A 19,236-nucleotide genomic window follows, 5' to 3' on the forward strand; every position below is an offset into this window, starting at 1 on the left:
CCTCTTGCTTTTTTGATTGGCACTGCGTAAAATGATTGCTCAAAGGGTATCTTTTTAATGGCAATGAGGAAGAAGAGTAGTCATTTTTCGAGACGACAGAGAGCTGATGGTTGGTGCGAATCAGTGTTGAGGGAATGATGAATGGGCTTCCGAGCTCCAAACCGAACCCGGCTTGTTCGCAGCGGCAGTAGGCTTTGGCGTTACGTCCGTACGTTACAAAGGACACCGTATCAAAACGGTACGGAACAAAGCGATTTTGCGCATGATTGTTTCCTGTGCAAAATAACAAGGGTGGCACCACGGTTCATTCGTCCCTGTCCAGGGCGGATGGACCTTTTTGTATTTCCATCATTTATTTCCCCATTTGGAAAGGAGCAGCATCTATCATGAAAACCATTTTTTCCGGTATTCAGCCCAGCGGCATCTTGACCCTCGGCAACTATTTGGGCGCCATGAAGCATTTTGTTCCGTTGCAGGACCAGTTCAACTGCTATTACTGCATCGTCGATCAGCATGCGATCACTGTGCCGCAAGAGCCGTCTGTTTTGCGCGAAAACATTCGTCGTCTCGCAGCCCTCTACCTGGCAGTCGGCCTCGATCCGAACAAAATGACCTTGTTCATCCAATCGGAAGTTCCGGCCCACGCCAAGCTCGGCTGGATCATGCTTTGCACGGCGTACCTCGGCGAGCTGGAGCGCATGACCCAATTCAAGGACAAATCGGACGGACGCGGCGAGTCGATCCCTGCCGGACTGCTGGCGTATCCTCCACTGATGGCGGCAGACATTCTCCTGTACGGCACTGACCTCGTTCCGGTCGGCGAAGACCAGAAGCAACACCTGGAGCTGACACGCGACCTGGCAACCCGCTTCAACAACCGTTACGGAGAAATTTTCACCATTCCGGAAGTTCGCCTGCCGGAAACGGGCGCACGCATCATGTCGCTCGCCGATGGCACGAAAAAGATGAGCAAATCCGATCCGAACCAGGGCGGCTTCATCTCCATGCTGGATGACCCGGCTACGATCACGAAAAAAATCAAGCGTGCGCAGACCGATTCCGACAGCGCTGTGCGCTATGACAAGACAGAAAAGCCAGCTGTCTCCAACCTGATGACCATCTACTCGCTCTGCTCCGGCAAATCGCTGCAAGAGATCGAAGCGATGTACGACGGCAAAGGCTACGGCGCTTTCAAGACCGACCTGGCCGAAGTCGTGGTGGAAACATTGCGTCCGATCCAGGAGCGCTACGAGCAGCTATTCCACTCCTCCGAGCTGGATGACATTCTCTCTGCCGGAGCCAAAAAAGCCAATGATGCTGCCAACGAGATGCTGCACAAAGTCGAAACAGCGATGGGCATGGCTCGCTAACCGACAGCAAGAACCACGCAAAAAACGGGCCGGGATATATCTCCCGACCCGTTTTCTTTTGGCAAAAGCGACTACGAATACTGCGTTACTTGCTTCGCATCGGCCGCCTTTTTGGTAACGAAGCTGACAGCAACCATGACGAATATGTTGACCACGAGAGCGAAGACCCCGTTGTTCAAATCCTGAATCCACTGGGGGAAGCCCGCGAACAGCATGGCCATGGTCGTTTTGGTGAACGTCATGTACAAGACGATTCCTACCCCGAAGAAAATGCCCAGGAACGCCCCTTGCTTCGTAATCTGGTTACGCTTCATCAAGCTGCAATACAGGGCCGGAGCCAGTTGGGTCACCAAACTGAACGAGGTGAGGTACAAAGTGGCAAGCGTGTTGTTCTCGCCCAAAGCCATCATCGTGCACACGAGGGACAGGACGATCACGAAGCTTTTGGCAATCAGGGCAGAGTTGGCCCCTTCGGCCTTGGGAAACATGTAACCGTATACATTCTTCGTCAGCATCGTAGCCGCAGACATCAGCATCATGGAGCCGGGCACGAGGGTAGCCAACAAGCCTGTAGCACCGATGATGCCCACAAACCACGGATCAAACGTCTTCATCGACAGGCGCAAAAGCGCGTAATCGCCGTCTGGCCCCGTAAGTCCAGGCACTTGAACGATGGCGGTAAAGCCGACAAAGTAGACGAACAAAATCATGATCGCATAGAGCGGAAGCAAAATGGCGTTGGTACGGAATGTCCGCGCATTTTTGGCTGCGAAAATCGTCGGTGCGTTATGCGGCCACATGAAGTAGCCGAAAGCGCTGATCGCTACGGTGGAGATGAACCAGGAGAGACTCATGCCTTTGTCCGGCAAGGTCAAAATCCCTTCCTTGGCCGCACTGACCGTTTCAAACATATGTTGAAAACTGCCATGGTAATGCACGGGCAAGTAAATACCGAGGAACAGGATGACAAAGAAAATCAGAAAGTCTTTCACCGTGGAAGTCCAGGCAGAACCGTGGATGCCGGAAATCATGACGTAAACGACCAAGGCGATCATCCCGATCCAGATCGCTACGGTAGGAGAAATCGCTCCGTACGAAGTGGCGGACACCAGTATACCCATCGACTTGAACAACAGAACAATATAAGGGACAAGGGCGACTACGCCGACAATCGTCACAAACACGCCCAACACGGGACTGTTGTATTTGACGGCAAAAAATTCGGATTGGGACACGAGGTTGTGTTTCTTCGCGAACCGCCAGATCGGGGGCAACAGCCAGTAGGACGTAATCGCGCCCAAAGTCGTGAAAGCGATCAGATAAAAGCCGACTGCGCCTTTGGAATAAGCCAGACCGCTCGTGCCGAGCAGGGTAAAAATCGAGTACGTCTCACCCGCCAACAGCAGGAACACGAAAATACTGCCGAATCCCCTGCCGCCAATCGCCCATTGCTCCATGCTCATGTCTTTTCCCCTGCGGGCCATGATGCCCAGCAACAGACTGACGAGTAACGCCCCGAAGATGATCCACATCGCGCTGTTCATTCGGTTTCCTCCTCTTGTTTGTTAATCGGATCGAGCTTGAAAATGATCCACATGATGACAGAGGACATAATCGTCCAGAAAAAGAACCAGAACAGCAGGAAAGGAAGTCCGAAAACGAATGGTTCCATTCGGTTGACAAATCCTGTGCCGACAAGAATTGCCAGAAACGGCAGCAAGCCGAGCAAATAATACACTTTCATCGATGTAGCCCCCTTTTCGTGGCAGGCAACAGGAGACCAGCCGCCCGGTCCGGTCGTTTACAGCCGTTCCGGTAAAAATGGCCAGCGCTCCGTTCGCCTGCTCTGTGACTGTTTTTATTGGGCCTGTCCGTATGTTTTCATCAACAAATGCAGCGTTTCCAGCATGACATTGGCTCCAGCCTCAATGTCTTCCCAAGACGTAAACTCATCCGGATGATGGCTAACCCCGTCCTTGCTGGGAACGAAAATCATGCCGACGTCGGTAACAGCCGTCAGCGAGTTGGCATCGTGATTGGCCCCGCTGAACATGTACTGGTAAGACTCGCCTAGTTGCTGGCACGCTGCCTCTATGTTCGCCTGAATCCGCGGCGAGAGCGCATTTGGCCGCTTTTCCACGTCCACCTCGATCCGGGCCGCGATATTGGCTTGCGACCAGTTCCGAATCTGCTCCTCAATCCCCTTCATTTCCTCCCAGTTGCTGCCGCGAATTTCAATGTTGAGATCGGCTTCGCCTGGCACGACGTTTGCCAGATTGGGCGAAATAGCTATTTCGCCAACCGTTGCCACAATATCGCTGTTCGCTGCGACAGCGAGCCTGTTGACCTCCTGGATCAAGCGCGCCGCATCAAGCAAGGCGTCATGGCGCAGATGCATCGGTGTCGTGCCGGAGTGGCTGGCCCGCCCCTTTACTTTCACGGCTAGTCTCAGGATTCCCGCAATGGCTGTCACAATGCCGATTCGCTTTTGATTGGTTTCCAAAAGGGCGCCCTGCTCAATGTGCAGTTCCAGATAGCAATGGTAGTCGTCTTTACTGCGCTTGGCGCCTGCAACGTCGCACCATGTAAAGTTCAACTGACGCAATTTTTCGTCAAAATCTTCCGACTGTTCGATTGATCCTGCGACTGCTCTGCTGCCAAATGTGCCTCCGAGAAGATTGGCTTCCTCGCCTACAAAACCAACCAGTTCTAGCGGCACTTCCGGCAGGCTGCCTGCTTCCTGCAATGTCTGGATACATTCCAGTCCGACGATGACGCCGAGCGCTCCGTCGTACAATCCGCCGTTTGGCACCGTATCGAGGTGGGAGCCAAACACAATGGCGGGTACTCCCGCAGCTCCCCACCGACCAGTCACGTTTCCCAAGCTGTCTTCGTTTACCGTCAGCTTCAGTGCGGACATCTTTTCTTGCAGCCAGGCAAGCGCCCTTTTTTCCTCGGCGGAGTAGGCCAGCCGGGTATAGCCTGCTGTTCCTGCATTGGCAACCGCGCCCACTTCCATCAAGTTGTTTTTCAACCGTTCGAGGTTGATGCGCATTCGTGTCATGTTGTCTTCATCCTTCCACTGACCAACTTTCGATCCGCTCCAGCCATTCGCTGACGGACGTTCGCTCTGGCAGCAGCAAGGCTTCTGCGATCATCTTGCTGGATACATCCGCCTTCCATCGACCGAGCATGCTGGTAAATTTGTCGCGTAGCAATTCTGTTGGAAACGGCTGATCGAATCCCCCCGATGCCGCATCGACGTAGACGCTTTTCGTTGTGCCTTCGCGCGTCGCAACCGTCACTCTCGCCGCACGCTTGGCTGGCAGCAGCGCCGTCATTTCCGCACTTTCCGTCACGCGTATTTTTTTCGCCAGCTCGCGGACAGAACGGTCTTGGAACAGGGCCCCAGAGAAGCAATCGTACAGCGAATGGCCGTGGATGAGCACGGAGAGCAAAAACGGGATGGAAAACTTCGCCGCCAAAGCGTTCGCCGGATCTGGATCGTCCAGGCGGGCCGCCAAACCGTACGTCTCTACTTGCACGAAGTCGATCTGCGCTGCATGCAGCTCCATTTCTTGCTGGAGAGCAAGCAGGGCATCGATTGCGGAATGGGAAAAACGGCAAGACGGGTATAGCTTGAAGTAATTTTTGTTCAACAAGGGCGGTGCCCACAAATCCGTCTGGAACAGCTCATACCGGATGCCTTTGGACAAAATCGTTCCCCACAGATGGTCGACGACATGCTCGCTGCTTGCAAAACCGGCCGCCTGGAACTCCCACGCCTGCAACGCCAGAAAACTGCCGATCCCGGCATACAGATTGCGAACCGTCATCCCCGTGACGGCTGCTTCCCAAGACGTTGCCAGCGGGAGCGAGGCAGCGAGCAGCGCCGCCTCGATGATTTGCTGCCTGGACTTTTTTTGCAAAAGGCCGCTGGCAACCGCTCCCCCGACAATTCCCCACGTTCCGTGCGGGTGCATGTCGTCATTCATGTTGCTCGCATAAGCCAGACGCGCTGCTACTTCATAGCCAATGGCAAAGGCACGGATCAGTTCTGCGCCTGACGCCTTGTGCTCCAGGGCGGTAATCAGGGCAGGCGCGAGCATGTGCGCCGCAGGATGCCCTTTTGCAAACTGGTTGCCCTCATCCAGCTCATTCGTTACGATCGCAGTGCCGTACAGCATCGCTGCCTGCGCACTCGTCGTATACAATCCGGTTCCAAATACGGGAACGGCGTGCAGTTCGTCCCGCTCGGCAAAAGCCACGTTTTCCAAATAGGCGCTCAGCTCTGGCGAAGCGAAGCCGTAGCAGGCAGCAAACAGCGTATCCGCAATCATCCACGTAGCCCGCTCGATCGTCTCGTCAGGGATGTCTTCCGGCCGCAAGTCGAGCAGTTCGCTCAACATGTCTGTAAATCGCTCCATGCTCAATGGTTGCGCCCCCCAACAGCCGCTCCCTTGTAAGCGGAACCGGGAACAAACGAACCGAAGCCCGGCTCGACAGTGACCTCTTCGCCGTCGTACACAGTCGTCCCGCGCACAATCGTCTGAATGACTTTGCCCTTCACTTCCTGGCCGTGGAACGGCGACATTTTCGAATGAGAGCGGAAGCGAGTCTCGTCAATTACCCATGTCTGGTCAGGATCAATCACGGCAAAATCGGCATCGTAGCCTACCGCGATTTTCCCTTTGCCCGGAATCTGGAACACTTCTGCCGGATGCTGCGCCATTACTTTGGCGAACTGGACAGGGGTCATCGTGCCTTTTGCTACCGTCGCAGCAAACATCAGCGGCGTCATGATCTCCACGCCTGGCAAACCGGATGCCGCTTTGAAAATGTTGTCATTGCCCGGATTTTTGTGCTCGGCTCCCCATGGCGCATGGTCGGAGGAAATCAGTTCGATATTCCCGTCCTGGAGGTGCTTCCACAACCCTGCCACTTCCTCTGGCTCGCGCAGCGGAGGATTGTTTTTCGCTTTCGGTCCGAACTGATCCAGTGCGTTCACGTCCAGCAGCAAGTACGGATAACAAGTTTCGCTCGTCACCTGGACGCCTTGCGCCTTGAAAGCATTGATCAAATCGATCGTACGCGGATGACTGACATGGACGATGTGCAGCTTCACGCCTGTCCAATAGGCAAATTCCATCAGCTTGAGCACGGCGCTTGTCTCGGTGACAGGCGGGCGCGTCTCATTATGCGCTTTTGGGTACACTTTGTTTGCCTGTTTATACTCCTCGATCATGTCGACGATGATTTCGTCATTTTCGGAGTGAAAAGCTGCGCGCAGTCCCGTTTCTTTGATCAGCTCCATCGCCTTGATAATTTCCGGGTCCGGGATGCGCGGAAAACGGTACGCATCGGTCTCAAACGTGGACATTTTGAAAGCGACGGCGCCAGCCTCCGCGAGCGGCACGATCTGATCCGTCCCGTTCGTTTTGGAAATGGTGCCCCACAGACATATGTCCACGACCGCTTCTTGCTCCAATTGTTTTACCTTTTTTTCAAAGATTTCTACATTCGAAATCGGATTTGGCAGGTCGTAGGGCATGTCCAGAAATGTCGTGATTCCCCCTGCTGCCGCAGACATGCTCGTCGGGATAAATCCTTCGTTCGGATTGCTGAAACAGTGAACGTGAACATCGATGGTTCCCGGGAACACGTAGGCGTTGGCAAAATCCAGCACCTTATCCGCCACAAGAACCGCATCCGGCGACTCGATAACGGCAATCTTCCCGTCCTTGACTCCAATCTGTCCCAAAGTCACCTGATCTTCTCGTACCATTTTCCCGCGAACAACCAAATCGTATTTTTCCATTCTATTCTCCCACCTATCTTTACAGATAGCGCTGAATCGACTCTGCCGCTGCCATCAGATGGGCAACCAGTTCCTTTTCGTCTTTTTCCAGCATCCGTCCACGAGGTCCGGCAATGCTCAAAGAAGCGACAACCTGCTGATCGGAATCATGGATGGGTACACCGTAAGAAACGACGCCTTCATCGATCTCCCCATCCGAGAAGGCGTACCCCTTCTCTCTGATTTCAGCCAAATTTTGTTTCATGACGGCGAGATCGGTGATCGTCTGCTCGGTATGTTTGCGCACAAACCCTTTCCCGTACAGCTCTTCCACGATCTCCTCTGCAAGAAAGGCAAGCAGCGCCTTGGAAGATGCCCCGCCGTACAACGGAACAATCTGTCCTTGCTCCGACGAAACTTTGATGGGCTGATGAGACGCAATCGTTTCGAGACAGACCGCCTGCATGTTGGAGTACACCAGCAAAATCGACGTCTCTTCTGTCTCCTTGGTCAATTGCCTCATCACAGGCTGCGCGATGGCTGTTATGTTCATGTCCAGGCGGACGATTTTCGCCAGCTTCAAAAAACGGTAGCCCAGGCTGTAGTACCCGTTGGCCGATTCCATGATATAGCCTTTTTCTTTGAGCAAACGCAGATGACGATAGACAGAACTTTGCGGCTGTCCCAACTTCTCGGCGATTTGCGGTACGTTCAACGCTCTTGTGTCAAAATCGAACAAATCCAAAATGTCCAAGGTTTTCTCTGCACTCATCTGATCTTGTATCCTTCTTTCGTAGTGTGATATCCCTCCTAACAGATTAGCATAGGACTGACTCTTGTTCCATTATCAACATTTGATAATTGATTATCATTTATTAAATTTTATGTTTTTACTATAGCGCACTTCGTTTGCTGAAGACAACTCATTTTTTCATTTGCCTGAAAATAAAGCTTTTCTCCCGGCCATAAATGCTTGATACGAGCGGGTTTTGTTTGGTACGCAGCAAAAAAGAAAAAGCTCCCCTGTTTGACAGAGGAGCTTTTCGCTCATTGGCTAGTTTCTACATTTCGCACAAACACATACACCTTCACCGTCTTGCCTTCATACTGGATCGTGATCGTTGCCCTTGTACCCCCAGAGGCATCTGCCAAGACGCGAATCCGTCCTGTCTCGTCTACCTCCACCTGCTCGGGCACGCTCGACTCGAACTGGATTCCTGCTGCATCCGTCACTTCTTCTGAACTTCCGTCGCCGTAAGTAGCGAGGACTTCAAGCTGCAGCTCCTCTCCAGGTACGAGCTTTAGCGATTTTGCCTTGACTTCGAGTTTGTCCAAAGCGGCATCTCCGACGACGTAAGCCGCAGCGGATTGCACCGGGAACACAGCCATGTCATCCTCTTGCGTCACCTTGATCGGCTTGCCCCTGGCTCCGGTTACCGTCTTCCACTTTTTGTTCCGGTACGTGTAAACTTGCCGCTTGTCGTCGCCGTCAGTTGCAGCGGGCAATCCGAGCGTGAAGCCTGCTTTGCCCAGGCTGGTCAGTTCTTTTCCGTTACTCCACGCTTGCAACAGGTAGGCTTCGCCCGGATTGGGAACGCCTTGCCACCCGTTTCCTTCTGCTTCCGTCAAGGAGAGGGCGAATTTTCTGGCCCGTTCCGCCGCAAAATACGCTCCCGGCACTTCCACCCATGCCCCGCCAGGTACGGTCAGGCTTGCACCGATCTCCTTTTTCTTCAACACTTCGACCAGTTGCTGATCCAGTGAAATCTGCTGCTCTTCCTGCCTTGCTTGTTTGCTCTGGAAGCGATCTTCTGTATCGGCATCATCCTCCTCGGGTGCCTCTACTGCCTCCTCTTCGATCTGGATGAACAACGCAGGCGTGAAGCCGATTTTTTCCCTCACATCCTTGATTGCCACAAGGAAATCGCCGAGCGTTTCCAGCAATTCCTCCACTTGCTCGTCTGACGCCTTGATCTCGGCTCCAGACTCGACCTCGATTGTGCCAGCCTGTTTCAGCAGCGTTTCAGCCAGGACGCGAACGCGTTTCGCCGCGTCTTTTGAGATATCTTCTGCATCGAGTGGGGCGAGCGCCGTTTTGGCAAAGTTCGTCAAGGCAGCAAGCCCGAGTCTGGCAAGCTCTTCGTCCTCCCCTTTTTCGCTGACAAGAGGATCAAACGCTTTTTGCAAAAATGATTCGGTCAAATCACGCAGTGTCGCTTCCCGGATGACGTCACGTTCGGCCTGCTCCATTACAGCAGCCAGCACCGTTGAAATCGTATCGGAAACTGTATCCCACTTGTCCGCTGGCTCCGGCTTTTTCGATTGGAGCAGCTTTTCCAAACTGCCGAGAACGAGGCCCACCTGTTTCACAATGCTTTCCTCGTCGGTTGCAGACAAAATCGCGTTTTCCGCTTGCTTGTTCAACTCCCTCTGCTTTTCCGGCGTCGGTGTCGTGTCTGGCGGGGTGACTGGCGGAATCGACGGGCTTGTCGGTTTGGCAGGCACTTGTACCGCAAGCGTTTGGGTCAGGGCAGTCGATTGATCTGACAGCCTGGTCACTTGCAAAATCAGCTCTACACTCGTCGCGCGATTCGGCGGCGTGATCGTGCCATCCAGCGCTACGACATCGGTGTCGCTCGACGACTTGATCGCCACCGCAAATTTTGCCGGCACTTGCGGCAGAGCGAGCCTGGTCGCTCCGGCTGCTGGCTGGGCGATGCGCGTGATACTGTCTGCTACTTCCTGCGCTGTCGTTTCGTACTCGCCTTGATTTTGCAAATCGAGCTGCACAAGCACCGGATCATGGTCGCTTACCCGGCCTTGACGCTCTGTGAACCCGGCATTGATATGCACGATATCGACCTTCGCGTTCGATTCCAGATGCGGGCTGACCAAAATTTGATCGAGCACTTGCGAGTTGCCTTGGTACACATACGTGTATTGTCTGCCCGGCGGCAGCGTCTCGACCATGTTGGTCAAAGCTCCATCCGCCAAAGCTCTCACTGGGTTGGAGAAGGGGAAGTCATTCAGGTCACCCAAAACAACTACGTTTGCCTTGGCGTCTGCTGCGTGAATCTGTTTGACAAAGCGGTTCACAACGCCGGCGATTTTCATCCGCTGTGCTTCACTCACCAGCTTCGGCGGCTGATCTTTGCCAAACAGCGCCCCATCTCCGCCCTTGGAATTAAAATGGTTGGCGATGACAAACACGGATTGGTCCTGGAATACAAACTCGGCTGCCAGCGGCTTGCGGCTGGACGCGAACGCCTCGTTGTTCGGATCGACCCGGCCCGGATTGAGTGTGAGGTGCGGCGCTCCGTTGCGCGACTCGACCTGCACCGCTTCTGTTGCTGTTCCCGCTGCGCCGTCTGCCAGTTGCACGCGATCCGGGTTGTAGAAAAATCCGACGCGAATGTTGCCGCCTGGCTGGCCGCCGTCCTGGTTGTTTTGCGGAGCGATATCGACGTAGCGGTAAGCAGGCCCGTTCTTTTGCCCGATGGCCTGAATCAACGCTTGCGCCGATTTGGCAGCATCCGTCTCACCGTTGTCTGTCGGCCCGTTGTTGTCCTGCATCTCTACGACACCGATAATATCCGGCGCTTTCATGTTCTCCACGATCGTTTCCGCGATGCGCCCGATTTTGTCTGAATCCGTCTTGGCGGAAAAGTTCTCGATGTTGTAGGAAGCGATCACGAGCTTATCCGGTTTCGGAGACAGTTTGGTCACAGTCGGCTCGCTTTCGCCTGCCTGTACGGAAAACGTTTTGGTGTGATACAGCTTGTAGTTCGCAAAGCTGTAATCGACAATTCCTACCAACGGTTCGGAAAAAGTGTCGCCAACCTTCGGATGATCCAAGATCGGCTCGAATTTGTCCGCTACCGTAATGCGCTCAGGGTGAAAATCGTCTGCTTGCAGCAAAACTCCGCCCGCTGGCGTGCGCGGCTGATCGGGGTGCGCCTGGTCGTCAATGATGACGAACTCAACGCTTGCCGGGTTGGAGAAAACTTTTGTCTCCCCGACCACGACTGGATTGTCGATCTGAACCAGCATCCCTTCGAGGCTTTCCCAAAAATCAATGCCGTCCTCCTCCGGATCGAACTTGCCCAGACTGTCGTTGTCGATGACCCTTTTTGGATAGCGGTAATTTCCTTTTCCGAGCACAATCGGGTCTGGCAAGGACTGATCCGGTTTCGTCACGGTGACTTTCGCAGCATCAATCTGCGTCTGCGTGAGGTCAGTGGCCGCCCTGCTCTGTTGCACATACTCCTTCACAGTCCCGTCGACGCTCACTTCATCGCCCGGTTTGACGGCTGCTTTCGGCTCATACACATAAATTCCTTCTGATGTACGCGGATCATCGTCGGGAGCTGTGTCTTGCATGTAGAAGCCCTGGACCGTTCCGCCGCTTTTCACGACCGCCGTGACAATTCCCGCAACGGCTTTTACCGTGCCGTCCGCCATCGGCGATTGGTGCGAAGCTCCTTGGATATCATGAATGCGAATGTTGTCTTTTTGGATCGTGTAACGGAACGTGGCGACTTTGCTGTCCGTAAAGCCTTCTTTGACTGCAAGCGCTTGAATCGTCGTGTCCGCATCAATCTGGAGCGGGGCTGTATAGACGGCACTGGCGCGAGTCGGCGGCGAACCGTCTGTCGTGTAGTAAATTTTCGCATCGGCCATAGACGTAGACAAAGTTACTTTGGTGCCTGCGGCGATCAGCGGCCCTTGCGGATACGCTGTCACAGTCGGCACTGTGGTCGCATCCTCTACCAGATCAGCCGCCGTGCGCGGCACAAGTTTGTACTCGTTATAATCGTAATTGACGACCCCGGTGATGCTGGCGTAGGTCACGTCCTTTTCCAAAAGAAGCGCTGGCGATGGACGCGACAGAAAGCTTCCCTGCGCGTCTTGCAGCGTGTAGTTTCCGCTTTGTACGGACTTTACCGTAACTTGGTGAACTGTGACCAGCTTGCCTTCGATTGCTTCTCCCGTGCTTGCCGCAAAATCGGCCGAGGTAACCAACTGCGGTGCTGGCACGCCTGCCTGCTTTTCTACGACCGTGACCTGATCGGCAGCCGCTTCCAACTGGGCAAGCCCGTAGTAGTCGTTCAGTTTTCCGATCGCCTGAATTTTGTCTCCGACCTCGATCTTGCCCGCAAGTCCTGGCGCGCGCAGGACAATCCCGGCTGTGTCATCCTGCATGTAGACGTTGAACTGCCCGCCTGCCTCGAACATGGCTGTGACGGTTCCTTCAATCATGGCTGTTGTCCCTTTGGCCAAAACTCTCGCTTCGGCAATCGCGCTCGGCGCAAGCACAGCCTTCGCCACGGCTACAGGCTCGCTTTCGAACATCTGGCCGCGCTCGTCCGCAAGCTGCTGCGTCACGTACACTTTTTCCAGCTGATCGGGAACTTGAACCGAATAGGAAAAGGCCCCGTTGTCCGCTGCGCTTCCTGTCGGACTGCCGCCGAGCAGCAAGCTGTTTCCGCCGGGAGCGTCATACGCGCGAAGAATCGCCTTGCCCGCTGCCGCTCCTGCCTGGCCCTTCAGCTCGGCTGTCTGCCCCCCTTGCTGCAAACTGACTTTGTCTACTGCGATGGCAGGGCTTGTGGCTGCTGGAACCAGTTCCGCGCCCTGACTTTCCTGTTTGCTGCCTTCTTTTGCCGTGAGATAGACAGCCGTTGCCCCCGGATTGGGATTGGCAAAAGTCAAATCGATTTGCCCGGCTTGGTCTGCTGCTTGTTCAGCCAGAGCTGTTTCGCTTCCCGTAGGCTGGGCTGCGTATACTTTGATCGTGACATTCGGGCGGACATAGCCGCGAATGGTGGCTGCCGCCGGATTCGTGTTGTCAAACAGCAGCCCTCTGCCGCTCGGCTTCTCGGTGACATCTGTCGCAGGCGGAGTTTCCGCCGGACTCGCCGTGTTTTTTGGCGTCAGCTCACCCGCGATGAAGTCGGCGCTGTTATCGTTCGTATCCCAGCCGTTTCCGCCGTTTGGCGCGATGCCGTCGGCGTTGCTTTTGCGGGAGACACTGGTGGAGGCCGTCGTAGCCGGAGCAGGTGCTGCGCCTTCATACGCATTGGCTGCTCCGAAGCCGACCAGATCGACGATATCAGGGGATGACACATCGGTTCCGGTCAAAACGGTTCCGCTCCTGACCAGCGCAACCTTTCCTTCCGTGCCGGACAAGTTCAGCGTCCCTGTATCATCTGGTGCGGGAAGCTCTGCTATGCCCCCTGTGCCTGCCGCCTGTTTGACCAAATAAAAGCCATACGGGGCAATCGTGCCAGTCAAACTGGACTTTTGCCAGGCGCCTGTTCCTTTGGCAGAACCGTATTGCACCGACCAGCCGTTAAGAGATACTGGTGTGCTAGTCGGGTTGTACAGCTCGATAAAGTCATTTTTGTAATGGGACCCGCTGTTTCCTCCGCCCCCGTACACCTCGCTGATCACGATATGATCGGCATGCTGCGCCTTTGCCTGCGGCAGCCATCCCGTCGGCAAAACCGCGCCCGCAACCACAGCTGCGATTAGCGCCAGCTTGGGCAAACGGCGAAAACCTTGGTTTTTGTGTGACATTCTTTCTTCATTCCTCCTCTCCAAAATACGAAACGAAAGCTATGAACATCGTAAACAATCAATCTGAACTGTATGTAAATTTGATGTAAACAATGTATAATCCTTCCATTATGCACACAACAAAAACCGCCAAAAAGCACGATGCTTTGGCGGTTTTTCTGTCTTTTCACTTAATCCTCCGGAACTTTCATACTGCGGGCGATATAGAGAACCGGCGTGGAAGCGGCCGATACGACAAATTTGATCAGGTAGGTAGTCAGCAAAATTTGCCACCATACTTCCATCGGGTACACGCCGAGAAAAGCAATCGTGCAAAAAGTAACGGAATCGAGCAATTGGCTAAACAAGGTGCTTCCGTTGTTGCGAATCCACAGCTGATTGCGGCCCGGGCATTTCTTTTTCAGCCAGGAGTAAATTTTCACGTCGACAAACTGGCTGAGCAAATACGCGCACAGGCTGCCCAGCGCAAGCCGCGGCATCAAACCGAACAGCGTCTCCAGCGATTGCTGCGAAATGTCTGTCTCTTGCGGCTCAAATACAAGCACGAGCTGCATAATGATCGTCGTCGCGATCAAGGTAAAAAATCCGAACCAGACTGCCTTTTTCGCTGCCTTCTCCCCATACTTTTCGTTCAGCAGGTCTGACACGAGGTAAATCGACGCGTAAATCGTGTTGCCCAATGTCATGACCAGTCCAAACATTTCGATGGTTTTCACCACCTGTATGTTGGCGAGCACCGTAGCCATCCCGATCCAGGCATACAGCCCCATGCGGCCGAACAGGCGGTAGCAGAGCAGAAACAGCCCGAAATTCACCAGAGCGAAAAAGACTCCAAGTGTAAGATTAAACATATATAATGCCTCCTAGTTTTGATAACGCGGGAGTTTTGCGAACCGCGGCCCTTTTTGGGCATTCCAACATTGTACTTGGATTTGCTTGTTTTCGCAATGATATCTTGGCGAGGTTCCCACTCCCTCCCCCTCCCCCTCCGGCTTGCCGCGCCGCATGTCGCCCGCTGTCGTTTTCCACGTGCTATTTTTCATGACAACGATCCTTCAAGCATGTCCTGTTACTCCTTTGTCAGCACGATGTCATCCGGTTGTAACCATTTCGCTATCTGCTTCGTACATAATGAACGCATAGCAAGACACGAGCTCACTCACCACACACACCACGAACAAACATCTGGACAGGAGAGGATTTTCATCATGAACAACTGGAACAAAATCGTAACCGGAACGGTGCTCACTTCGGTGCTTTTCACCGGACAAGCCCTGACTGCCGATGCCGCAAGCACAAGCTCTGCACCGAAAAACTTGCAGGTGCTCTCGCAAAAAACGGCAGACGTTACCGGCGACAACAAAGCCGACACGATCGCCTTGTATGGCAAAAAGGAGAAAAACAGCCCGTACGTGAGCGATCTCACTGTCAAAGTGACAGACGGCCAAACGAAAAAGTCCGTGACGATTGACCTCAAAGACAGCGGCTATGAGCCAAAGCTGTCCGTGCAAGATTTCACTTACGACAAAAAAGGCGAAATCATGGTTTCGGCTGATACAGGCGGCAGCGGCGGCTATACCACCAACTATATTTACACGCTGAAAAACGGTAAAGCCGAGAAGCTCAGCTTGCCTGGACTGGATAAAAACAAGGCAGGTGTGCTCGGCGGCGGATTCGTCCAGCTGAAACCGATCGACAACAATAAAAACGGCCTGTACGTTCTGGAAGGCACAGAGCGCCTGACCGGAGATTACAATGCGGACGTTCGCGGCTACCTCCAGTCGAAATGGAAATGGAGCCAAAACAAATGGGAATTGATGAGCGCCCACTTCGAGCCGACCAAAACGGAAAAGCAAGTGTACCAAGGTTCTTTTAAAAGCCATGACTCCGCGTATGCTTTTCTCGCGCCAAAGTCTTGGAACGGCAACATCCTGATTGACGAGCGGACAGGCCCGAACGCAGACCCTTACTTGCCGGAAGCCAAAAGCGTGACTTCCTTCCAGTTCAACGCAAGCAAAACGGAAGATCAGGCGGCTGTCGTCGTCATCTACGCTTTTGACAAAAACGACTGGAAAAAGCTGAACAACCCTGACGAGCCGCCAGTCGGCTACGAAATCGCGCAAGATCCCGCTACCAACACGGTCTATGCAGCTGCTTTGCCTCAGGACAGCGTATTCGACCCGGCAACAGACCAAGGCAAAAAGTTTCTCTCGCTGGTCATGACGCTGGATGAAGTGAAAAAAGCGTTCGTGCTGGTGAAGCGCTAAGCTTTCAAGCATCTGAGCCAGCCGAGCCTCTAGACTTCGTGAGCCATGAAAAAGAAAAGGACACCTTTTGCCCGATCAGGTGCAGCAGGTGTCTTTTTTCTGTGAACAACGTCTCGGCGTTTTTTTATGCAATGGGGTGTGACGGCTTGCGCTCAAACGACACGGTCATGACTGTTTGGTTTGACACAGAAAAAACGTTCCGTCCCGGGGTACAGCTCTCCCAGGCTCTCCACGGCAAAGCCACACGCCTGATAAAACGCGACTGCGTCCTGGTCTGTCTCCGCTTGCAGGGCAGCAAACGAATGCTGCTGCAATACCTCGTCAATCAGTTTGCGGCCAATTCCTTTTCCTCTTTTTGCTTCTTCGACAGCGATATGTAAAATGACGGCGGTATTTTCCGTGCGATTGATTTTGAGTCCAATGATCGCCACGAGCTTTTCGCCCTCTGCGAAAGCGTACAAAATCCGGTTCGGGTCGGACTTGTACAGCCGCATGAGCACGTTCAGCTTTTCCTCGGTCGGGTTGAAAATGCTCGCTGCGATGACGGACGCGACATCATCCGTCAGTTCATGGATTTGTTTTAGCTGGAGCATTTGTTTCCTCCCCTTTTTCACTTTTTGAATGCCGCCGACATAAAAATCATTGGCTGTCAGGTTTTCCTTGAAACAGGCATTGCATCGCTCTACACCTGCTCGTTCATTATACAGATTCCTCCAATTTTCTTGTGTCCCGATGTGACAATGAAAATTTGTGGAGATCATCGGTGCCGTTCACTTTTACTACCATTCCGTATTTGGATGAGGAGCACCAGTTCGAACCGTGTGGAAACTTTACTTTTCCCATCACATGAGGGCAGTGAAATTTGAGATCGTTTCTGTCGTCGCCTGCGTACGCCATTTCAAATCTAAATGTTGCAATGGATGGAACCGGATGATCGATGGGAAACCCACATTGATAACGCAAACGTAAATCACTGATAAATCTCAGGTGAAGGGCAATAAATTAAAAAGTGCCTTCGCGCGGCGCCATCAACAAAGCCCGTAAAATCGCTTCGCGGCTGTGCCCCGTTGCACCTTGGGGGGAATGCTTCTTAATTCTTTTACGTATTGGCACAAGTGACTTCACCTTTCTCGAAGTTTTCGTGCTTGGTCGCTTGAAAACCTCCAAGAAGGTGAAGTCTTTTTTATGCTTTTCTAGCCCTTGATACCAAAGGTCTCAAGAACCTGTCAAAGACTCATCTATGAAAAACGCTTTAGAAAACTATGCACCCTATTTATTTTAAAGATAGCTATTAAGAGACGTATGAAAGCCAAAGTAAAAGTTTCAAAATATTAATAATTGGAAATGAACTCCTAAACAATATTTTACAACAAAAATAATTAATGGTAATATTTCACTTATTATAAAGGAGGTAATAAGTATGAAAAAAATAAGTAGTTTAGTTATAGCTTTTGCTCTTGTATCTTCCTTAGTGGTTACACCTAGTGGTATGGCAGCAGAAAAAAATTTCAATATAAGGACAGTAGGTCACCTTGAGTCAATCACTTCAGAAACGGAGTACAATGAAGCAACAGGGGAAGAAATAACAACTGAAAAACACGGTGTAGATGTAAAAGGAATGTTTAACGTGAATGAAAAATTGTTTTCAGCCAAGATTAAGAATTTAGAACAAGGGATTTCCTACAATTTAATAGGAGAATTAGATAAAGTATTGTCTGAAGATCAAGCTTACTATTTTATTGGAAAAGATTCTAATAATGACTTGATTCAATTTGAAGCAATAGTAGAAAAAGTATCAGACAATGACTATAAATCAACCATTAACATCTATGAATACTTGGAAAACAATGAAGAACCAATAAATGCAAATACTTTTATATTTGATGGAAATTCTTCTGAGATAAAAAATATAGAATTGAAACAGAAAGAAAACCTATTGTACTTAGCTTATCTAATAATGCTCTAAAATCTTTTAGTGAAGAAGACTCCTATTATAGCGATTTACAAGGTGGGTCTGGAGAAGGCTATAGATACTTAATTCAAGGGCCTGAGACAACACATATAGACGCTGGTAATAATTACGCATTTAGATGGGGTACAAAAATTAAGGACATTGAAACAAAATTAAAAAAAGAAGGGATTGATTACACTGGATACCATGATATTGTTGATTTCAGAACAAGAGTATACACTAATGCGCCTCTTGTATTTAACACTGTAGAGCCAATTAGCAATTCAACAACAGAGTTCCAAATCCCAATGTACTTAGGACAATACGTGGGTACACAATTTATTACTGTGAGAGCTCACGATGTTACAATAACAGGATCAGGTACAGATAACTTACTCTACAAATTAACATGGAATTCAGCCTATTCCCCTTCTGGTTACCTAGATGAAAGAAAATTTGATGTTAATCCTAAATCCGCTCCAGGTTTTGTTGTAAAATATTTTATGGATACGCCCTCTTCAATAAGCACTGGAAGCAAAAAAGTTAATTTTAATGGTTATTTTAAATACAGATCAAAATACAACTCCTATTCTCTACTACTCAATTATTATACAGAAATAACGCATAGTGATTACTACACGATTAAAATAATTAAATAATCTTATTTGCACAAAAATAGCGGTTAGGCTATATAACCTAACCGCTATTTTTGCTTTTAGCTTCTTTTATTTAAGTTATGTAACTTTTTTAATAGGAAAATGGATACATATCACTAAAAAGAATTGTATCGCTCAGAATGTAGTTATCCACTTCTGTCACAAAGGAAGAATAAACTGAGGTGAGTGGAGCAGAGTTATTTCCTTTCTTCCAGTATGTCAATCGAATTTCCACATCATGACTAACTGAAAATACAGACTCTTCATATCCTCCTTTCATCCCTTCAAAACTGACTCCTTCGGCTTGCTTGAAACTCTCTGGAGCTAATTCTAAGTACCTATTGTCTGCATGAATAATTATTTTGGTCTCTCCTGTTTGAGGTACTCCTGATATTTTTAAATTTATGCTTATTTTATCCCTTTCATTAATCGTAGTTCCATCTTCCTCATACTCAACTTTTATCTTTTTTAATGCTTCAGTAGCAGAATTATAGTTATACAAATCTCTAGCAAGCAATCCTAAGACAACAGCAATAATAATCAGAAAAACTAAAATAATTTTTCTCATTAGAATCTACCCGCTTTCTATTTTTGTATAAAATTTACATTTTAAAAT

13 protein-coding genes and 1 other annotated feature are annotated in these 19,236 nt (G+C 51.2%); of the genes, 3 read left to right on the forward strand and 10 right to left on the reverse strand.

Annotated features, from left to right (window positions below):
* Nucleotides 1-54: 54 nt before the first annotated feature.
* Nucleotides 55-319: a binding site (T-box leader), on the forward strand.
* Between the two features lie 67 nt (nucleotides 320-386).
* Complete coding sequence (gene trpS / locus IRJ17_RS26105; protein WP_242772389.1) at nucleotides 387-1,370, forward strand: tryptophan--tRNA ligase; 984 nt, start codon at nucleotides 387-389, stop codon at nucleotides 1,368-1,370.
* Between the two features lie 71 nt (nucleotides 1,371-1,441).
* On the opposite strand, the gene IRJ17_RS26110 is transcribed toward trpS, so the two are convergent.
* From IRJ17_RS26110 to IRJ17_RS26145, 8 genes are all read right to left on the reverse strand, one after another.
* Nucleotides 1,442-2,914, reverse strand: a complete 1,473-nt coding sequence (locus tag IRJ17_RS26110) for a sodium:solute symporter family protein (RefSeq protein ID WP_173596062.1) — start codon at nucleotides 2,912-2,914, stop codon at nucleotides 1,442-1,444.
* On the reverse strand, nucleotides 2,911-3,114 hold the full coding sequence (locus IRJ17_RS26115) for a DUF3311 domain-containing protein (protein WP_122962842.1): 204 nt from the start codon (nucleotides 3,112-3,114) through the stop codon (nucleotides 2,911-2,913). The genes IRJ17_RS26110 and IRJ17_RS26115 overlap by 4 nt, the downstream gene beginning before the upstream one ends.
* A gap of 114 nt (nucleotides 3,115-3,228) precedes the next feature.
* Nucleotides 3,229-4,434: a Zn-dependent hydrolase gene (locus IRJ17_RS26120; protein ID WP_242772392.1), complete on the reverse strand. Its 1,206-nt coding sequence runs from the start codon at nucleotides 4,432-4,434 to the stop codon at nucleotides 3,229-3,231.
* Nucleotides 4,435-4,441: 7 nt separating this feature from the next.
* Complete coding sequence (locus IRJ17_RS26125; protein ID WP_242775337.1) at nucleotides 4,442-5,797, reverse strand: MmgE/PrpD family protein; 1,356 nt, start codon at nucleotides 5,795-5,797, stop codon at nucleotides 4,442-4,444.
* Nucleotides 5,798-5,799: 2 nt separating this feature from the next.
* The gene (locus IRJ17_RS26130; protein ID WP_122962839.1) at nucleotides 5,800-7,188 is read right to left on the reverse strand and encodes a hydantoin-5-propionate amidohydrolase; all 1,389 of its coding nucleotides are present in this window, start codon (nucleotides 7,186-7,188) and stop codon (nucleotides 5,800-5,802) included.
* A gap of 19 nt (nucleotides 7,189-7,207) precedes the next feature.
* Entirely contained in the window at nucleotides 7,208-7,939 is a 732-nt protein-coding gene (locus IRJ17_RS26135) for an IclR family transcriptional regulator (RefSeq protein WP_173596059.1), read from the reverse strand.
* Nucleotides 7,940-8,214: 275 nt separating this feature from the next.
* On the reverse strand, nucleotides 8,215-13,746 hold the full coding sequence (locus tag IRJ17_RS26140) for a chitobiase/beta-hexosaminidase C-terminal domain-containing protein (RefSeq protein ID WP_242772394.1): 5,532 nt from the start codon (nucleotides 13,744-13,746) through the stop codon (nucleotides 8,215-8,217).
* Nucleotides 13,747-13,916: 170 nt separating this feature from the next.
* A complete protein-coding gene (locus IRJ17_RS26145) occupies nucleotides 13,917-14,597 on the reverse strand; it encodes a queuosine precursor transporter (protein ID WP_122962836.1) in 681 nt (226 codons plus the stop codon).
* A gap of 357 nt (nucleotides 14,598-14,954) precedes the next feature.
* Here IRJ17_RS26145 and IRJ17_RS26150 point away from each other — a divergent pair, with 357 nt between their 5' ends.
* On the forward strand, nucleotides 14,955-16,013 hold the full coding sequence (locus IRJ17_RS26150) for a hypothetical protein (protein ID WP_122962835.1): 1,059 nt from the start codon (nucleotides 14,955-14,957) through the stop codon (nucleotides 16,011-16,013).
* 152 nt (nucleotides 16,014-16,165) lie between these two features.
* Here IRJ17_RS26150 and IRJ17_RS26155 read toward each other — a convergent pair whose 3' ends face one another.
* The gene (locus IRJ17_RS26155; protein WP_173596057.1) at nucleotides 16,166-16,606 is read right to left on the reverse strand and encodes a GNAT family N-acetyltransferase; all 441 of its coding nucleotides are present in this window, start codon (nucleotides 16,604-16,606) and stop codon (nucleotides 16,166-16,168) included.
* Between the two features lie 827 nt (nucleotides 16,607-17,433).
* Between IRJ17_RS26155 and IRJ17_RS26160 the strand changes: the two genes are divergently transcribed.
* Nucleotides 17,434-17,979, forward strand: coding sequence for a hypothetical protein (locus tag IRJ17_RS26160; RefSeq protein WP_242772396.1), 546 nt, complete (start codon nucleotides 17,434-17,436; stop codon nucleotides 17,977-17,979).
* A gap of 732 nt (nucleotides 17,980-18,711) precedes the next feature.
* Here the strand turns inward: IRJ17_RS26160 and IRJ17_RS26165 are convergent.
* Nucleotides 18,712-19,188, reverse strand: coding sequence for a hypothetical protein (locus tag IRJ17_RS26165; RefSeq protein ID WP_122962834.1), 477 nt, complete (start codon nucleotides 19,186-19,188; stop codon nucleotides 18,712-18,714).
* Nucleotides 19,189-19,236 lie beyond the last annotated feature (48 nt).

Source organism: Brevibacillus parabrevis (assembly GCF_022701015.1).
GTDB classification, from domain to species: Bacteria; Bacillota; Bacilli; order Brevibacillales; family Brevibacillaceae; genus Brevibacillus; species Brevibacillus parabrevis.

Excerpts from the sequence above, each read along its gene's own strand:
- trpS (WP_242772389.1), top strand. The coding sequence starts at position 387 with ATGAAAACCATTTTTTCCGGTATTCAGCCCAGCGGCATCTTGACCCTC.
- IRJ17_RS26110 (WP_173596062.1), bottom strand. The coding sequence starts at position 2,914 with ATGAACAGCGCGATGTGGATCATCTTCGGGGCGTTACTCGTCAGTCTG.
- IRJ17_RS26115 (WP_122962842.1), bottom strand. The coding sequence starts at position 3,114 with ATGAAAGTGTATTATTTGCTCGGCTTGCTGCCGTTTCTGGCAATTCTT.
- IRJ17_RS26120 (WP_242772392.1), bottom strand. The coding sequence starts at position 4,434 with ATGACACGAATGCGCATCAACCTCGAACGGTTGAAAAACAACTTGATG.
- IRJ17_RS26125 (WP_242775337.1), bottom strand. The coding sequence starts at position 5,797 with ATGGAGCGATTTACAGACATGTTGAGCGAACTGCTCGACTTGCGGCCG.
- IRJ17_RS26130 (WP_122962839.1), bottom strand. The coding sequence starts at position 7,188 with ATGGAAAAATACGATTTGGTTGTTCGCGGGAAAATGGTACGAGAAGAT.
- IRJ17_RS26135 (WP_173596059.1), bottom strand. The coding sequence starts at position 7,939 with ATGAGTGCAGAGAAAACCTTGGACATTTTGGATTTGTTCGATTTTGAC.
- IRJ17_RS26140 (WP_242772394.1), bottom strand. The coding sequence starts at position 13,746 with ATGTCACACAAAAACCAAGGTTTTCGCCGTTTGCCCAAGCTGGCGCTA.
- IRJ17_RS26145 (WP_122962836.1), bottom strand. The coding sequence starts at position 14,597 with ATGTTTAATCTTACACTTGGAGTCTTTTTCGCTCTGGTGAATTTCGGG.
- IRJ17_RS26150 (WP_122962835.1), top strand. The coding sequence starts at position 14,955 with ATGAACAACTGGAACAAAATCGTAACCGGAACGGTGCTCACTTCGGTG.
- IRJ17_RS26155 (WP_173596057.1), bottom strand. The coding sequence starts at position 16,606 with ATGCTCCAGCTAAAACAAATCCATGAACTGACGGATGATGTCGCGTCC.
- IRJ17_RS26160 (WP_242772396.1), top strand. The coding sequence starts at position 17,434 with ATGAAAAAAATAAGTAGTTTAGTTATAGCTTTTGCTCTTGTATCTTCC.
- IRJ17_RS26165 (WP_122962834.1), bottom strand. The coding sequence starts at position 19,188 with ATGAGAAAAATTATTTTAGTTTTTCTGATTATTATTGCTGTTGTCTTA.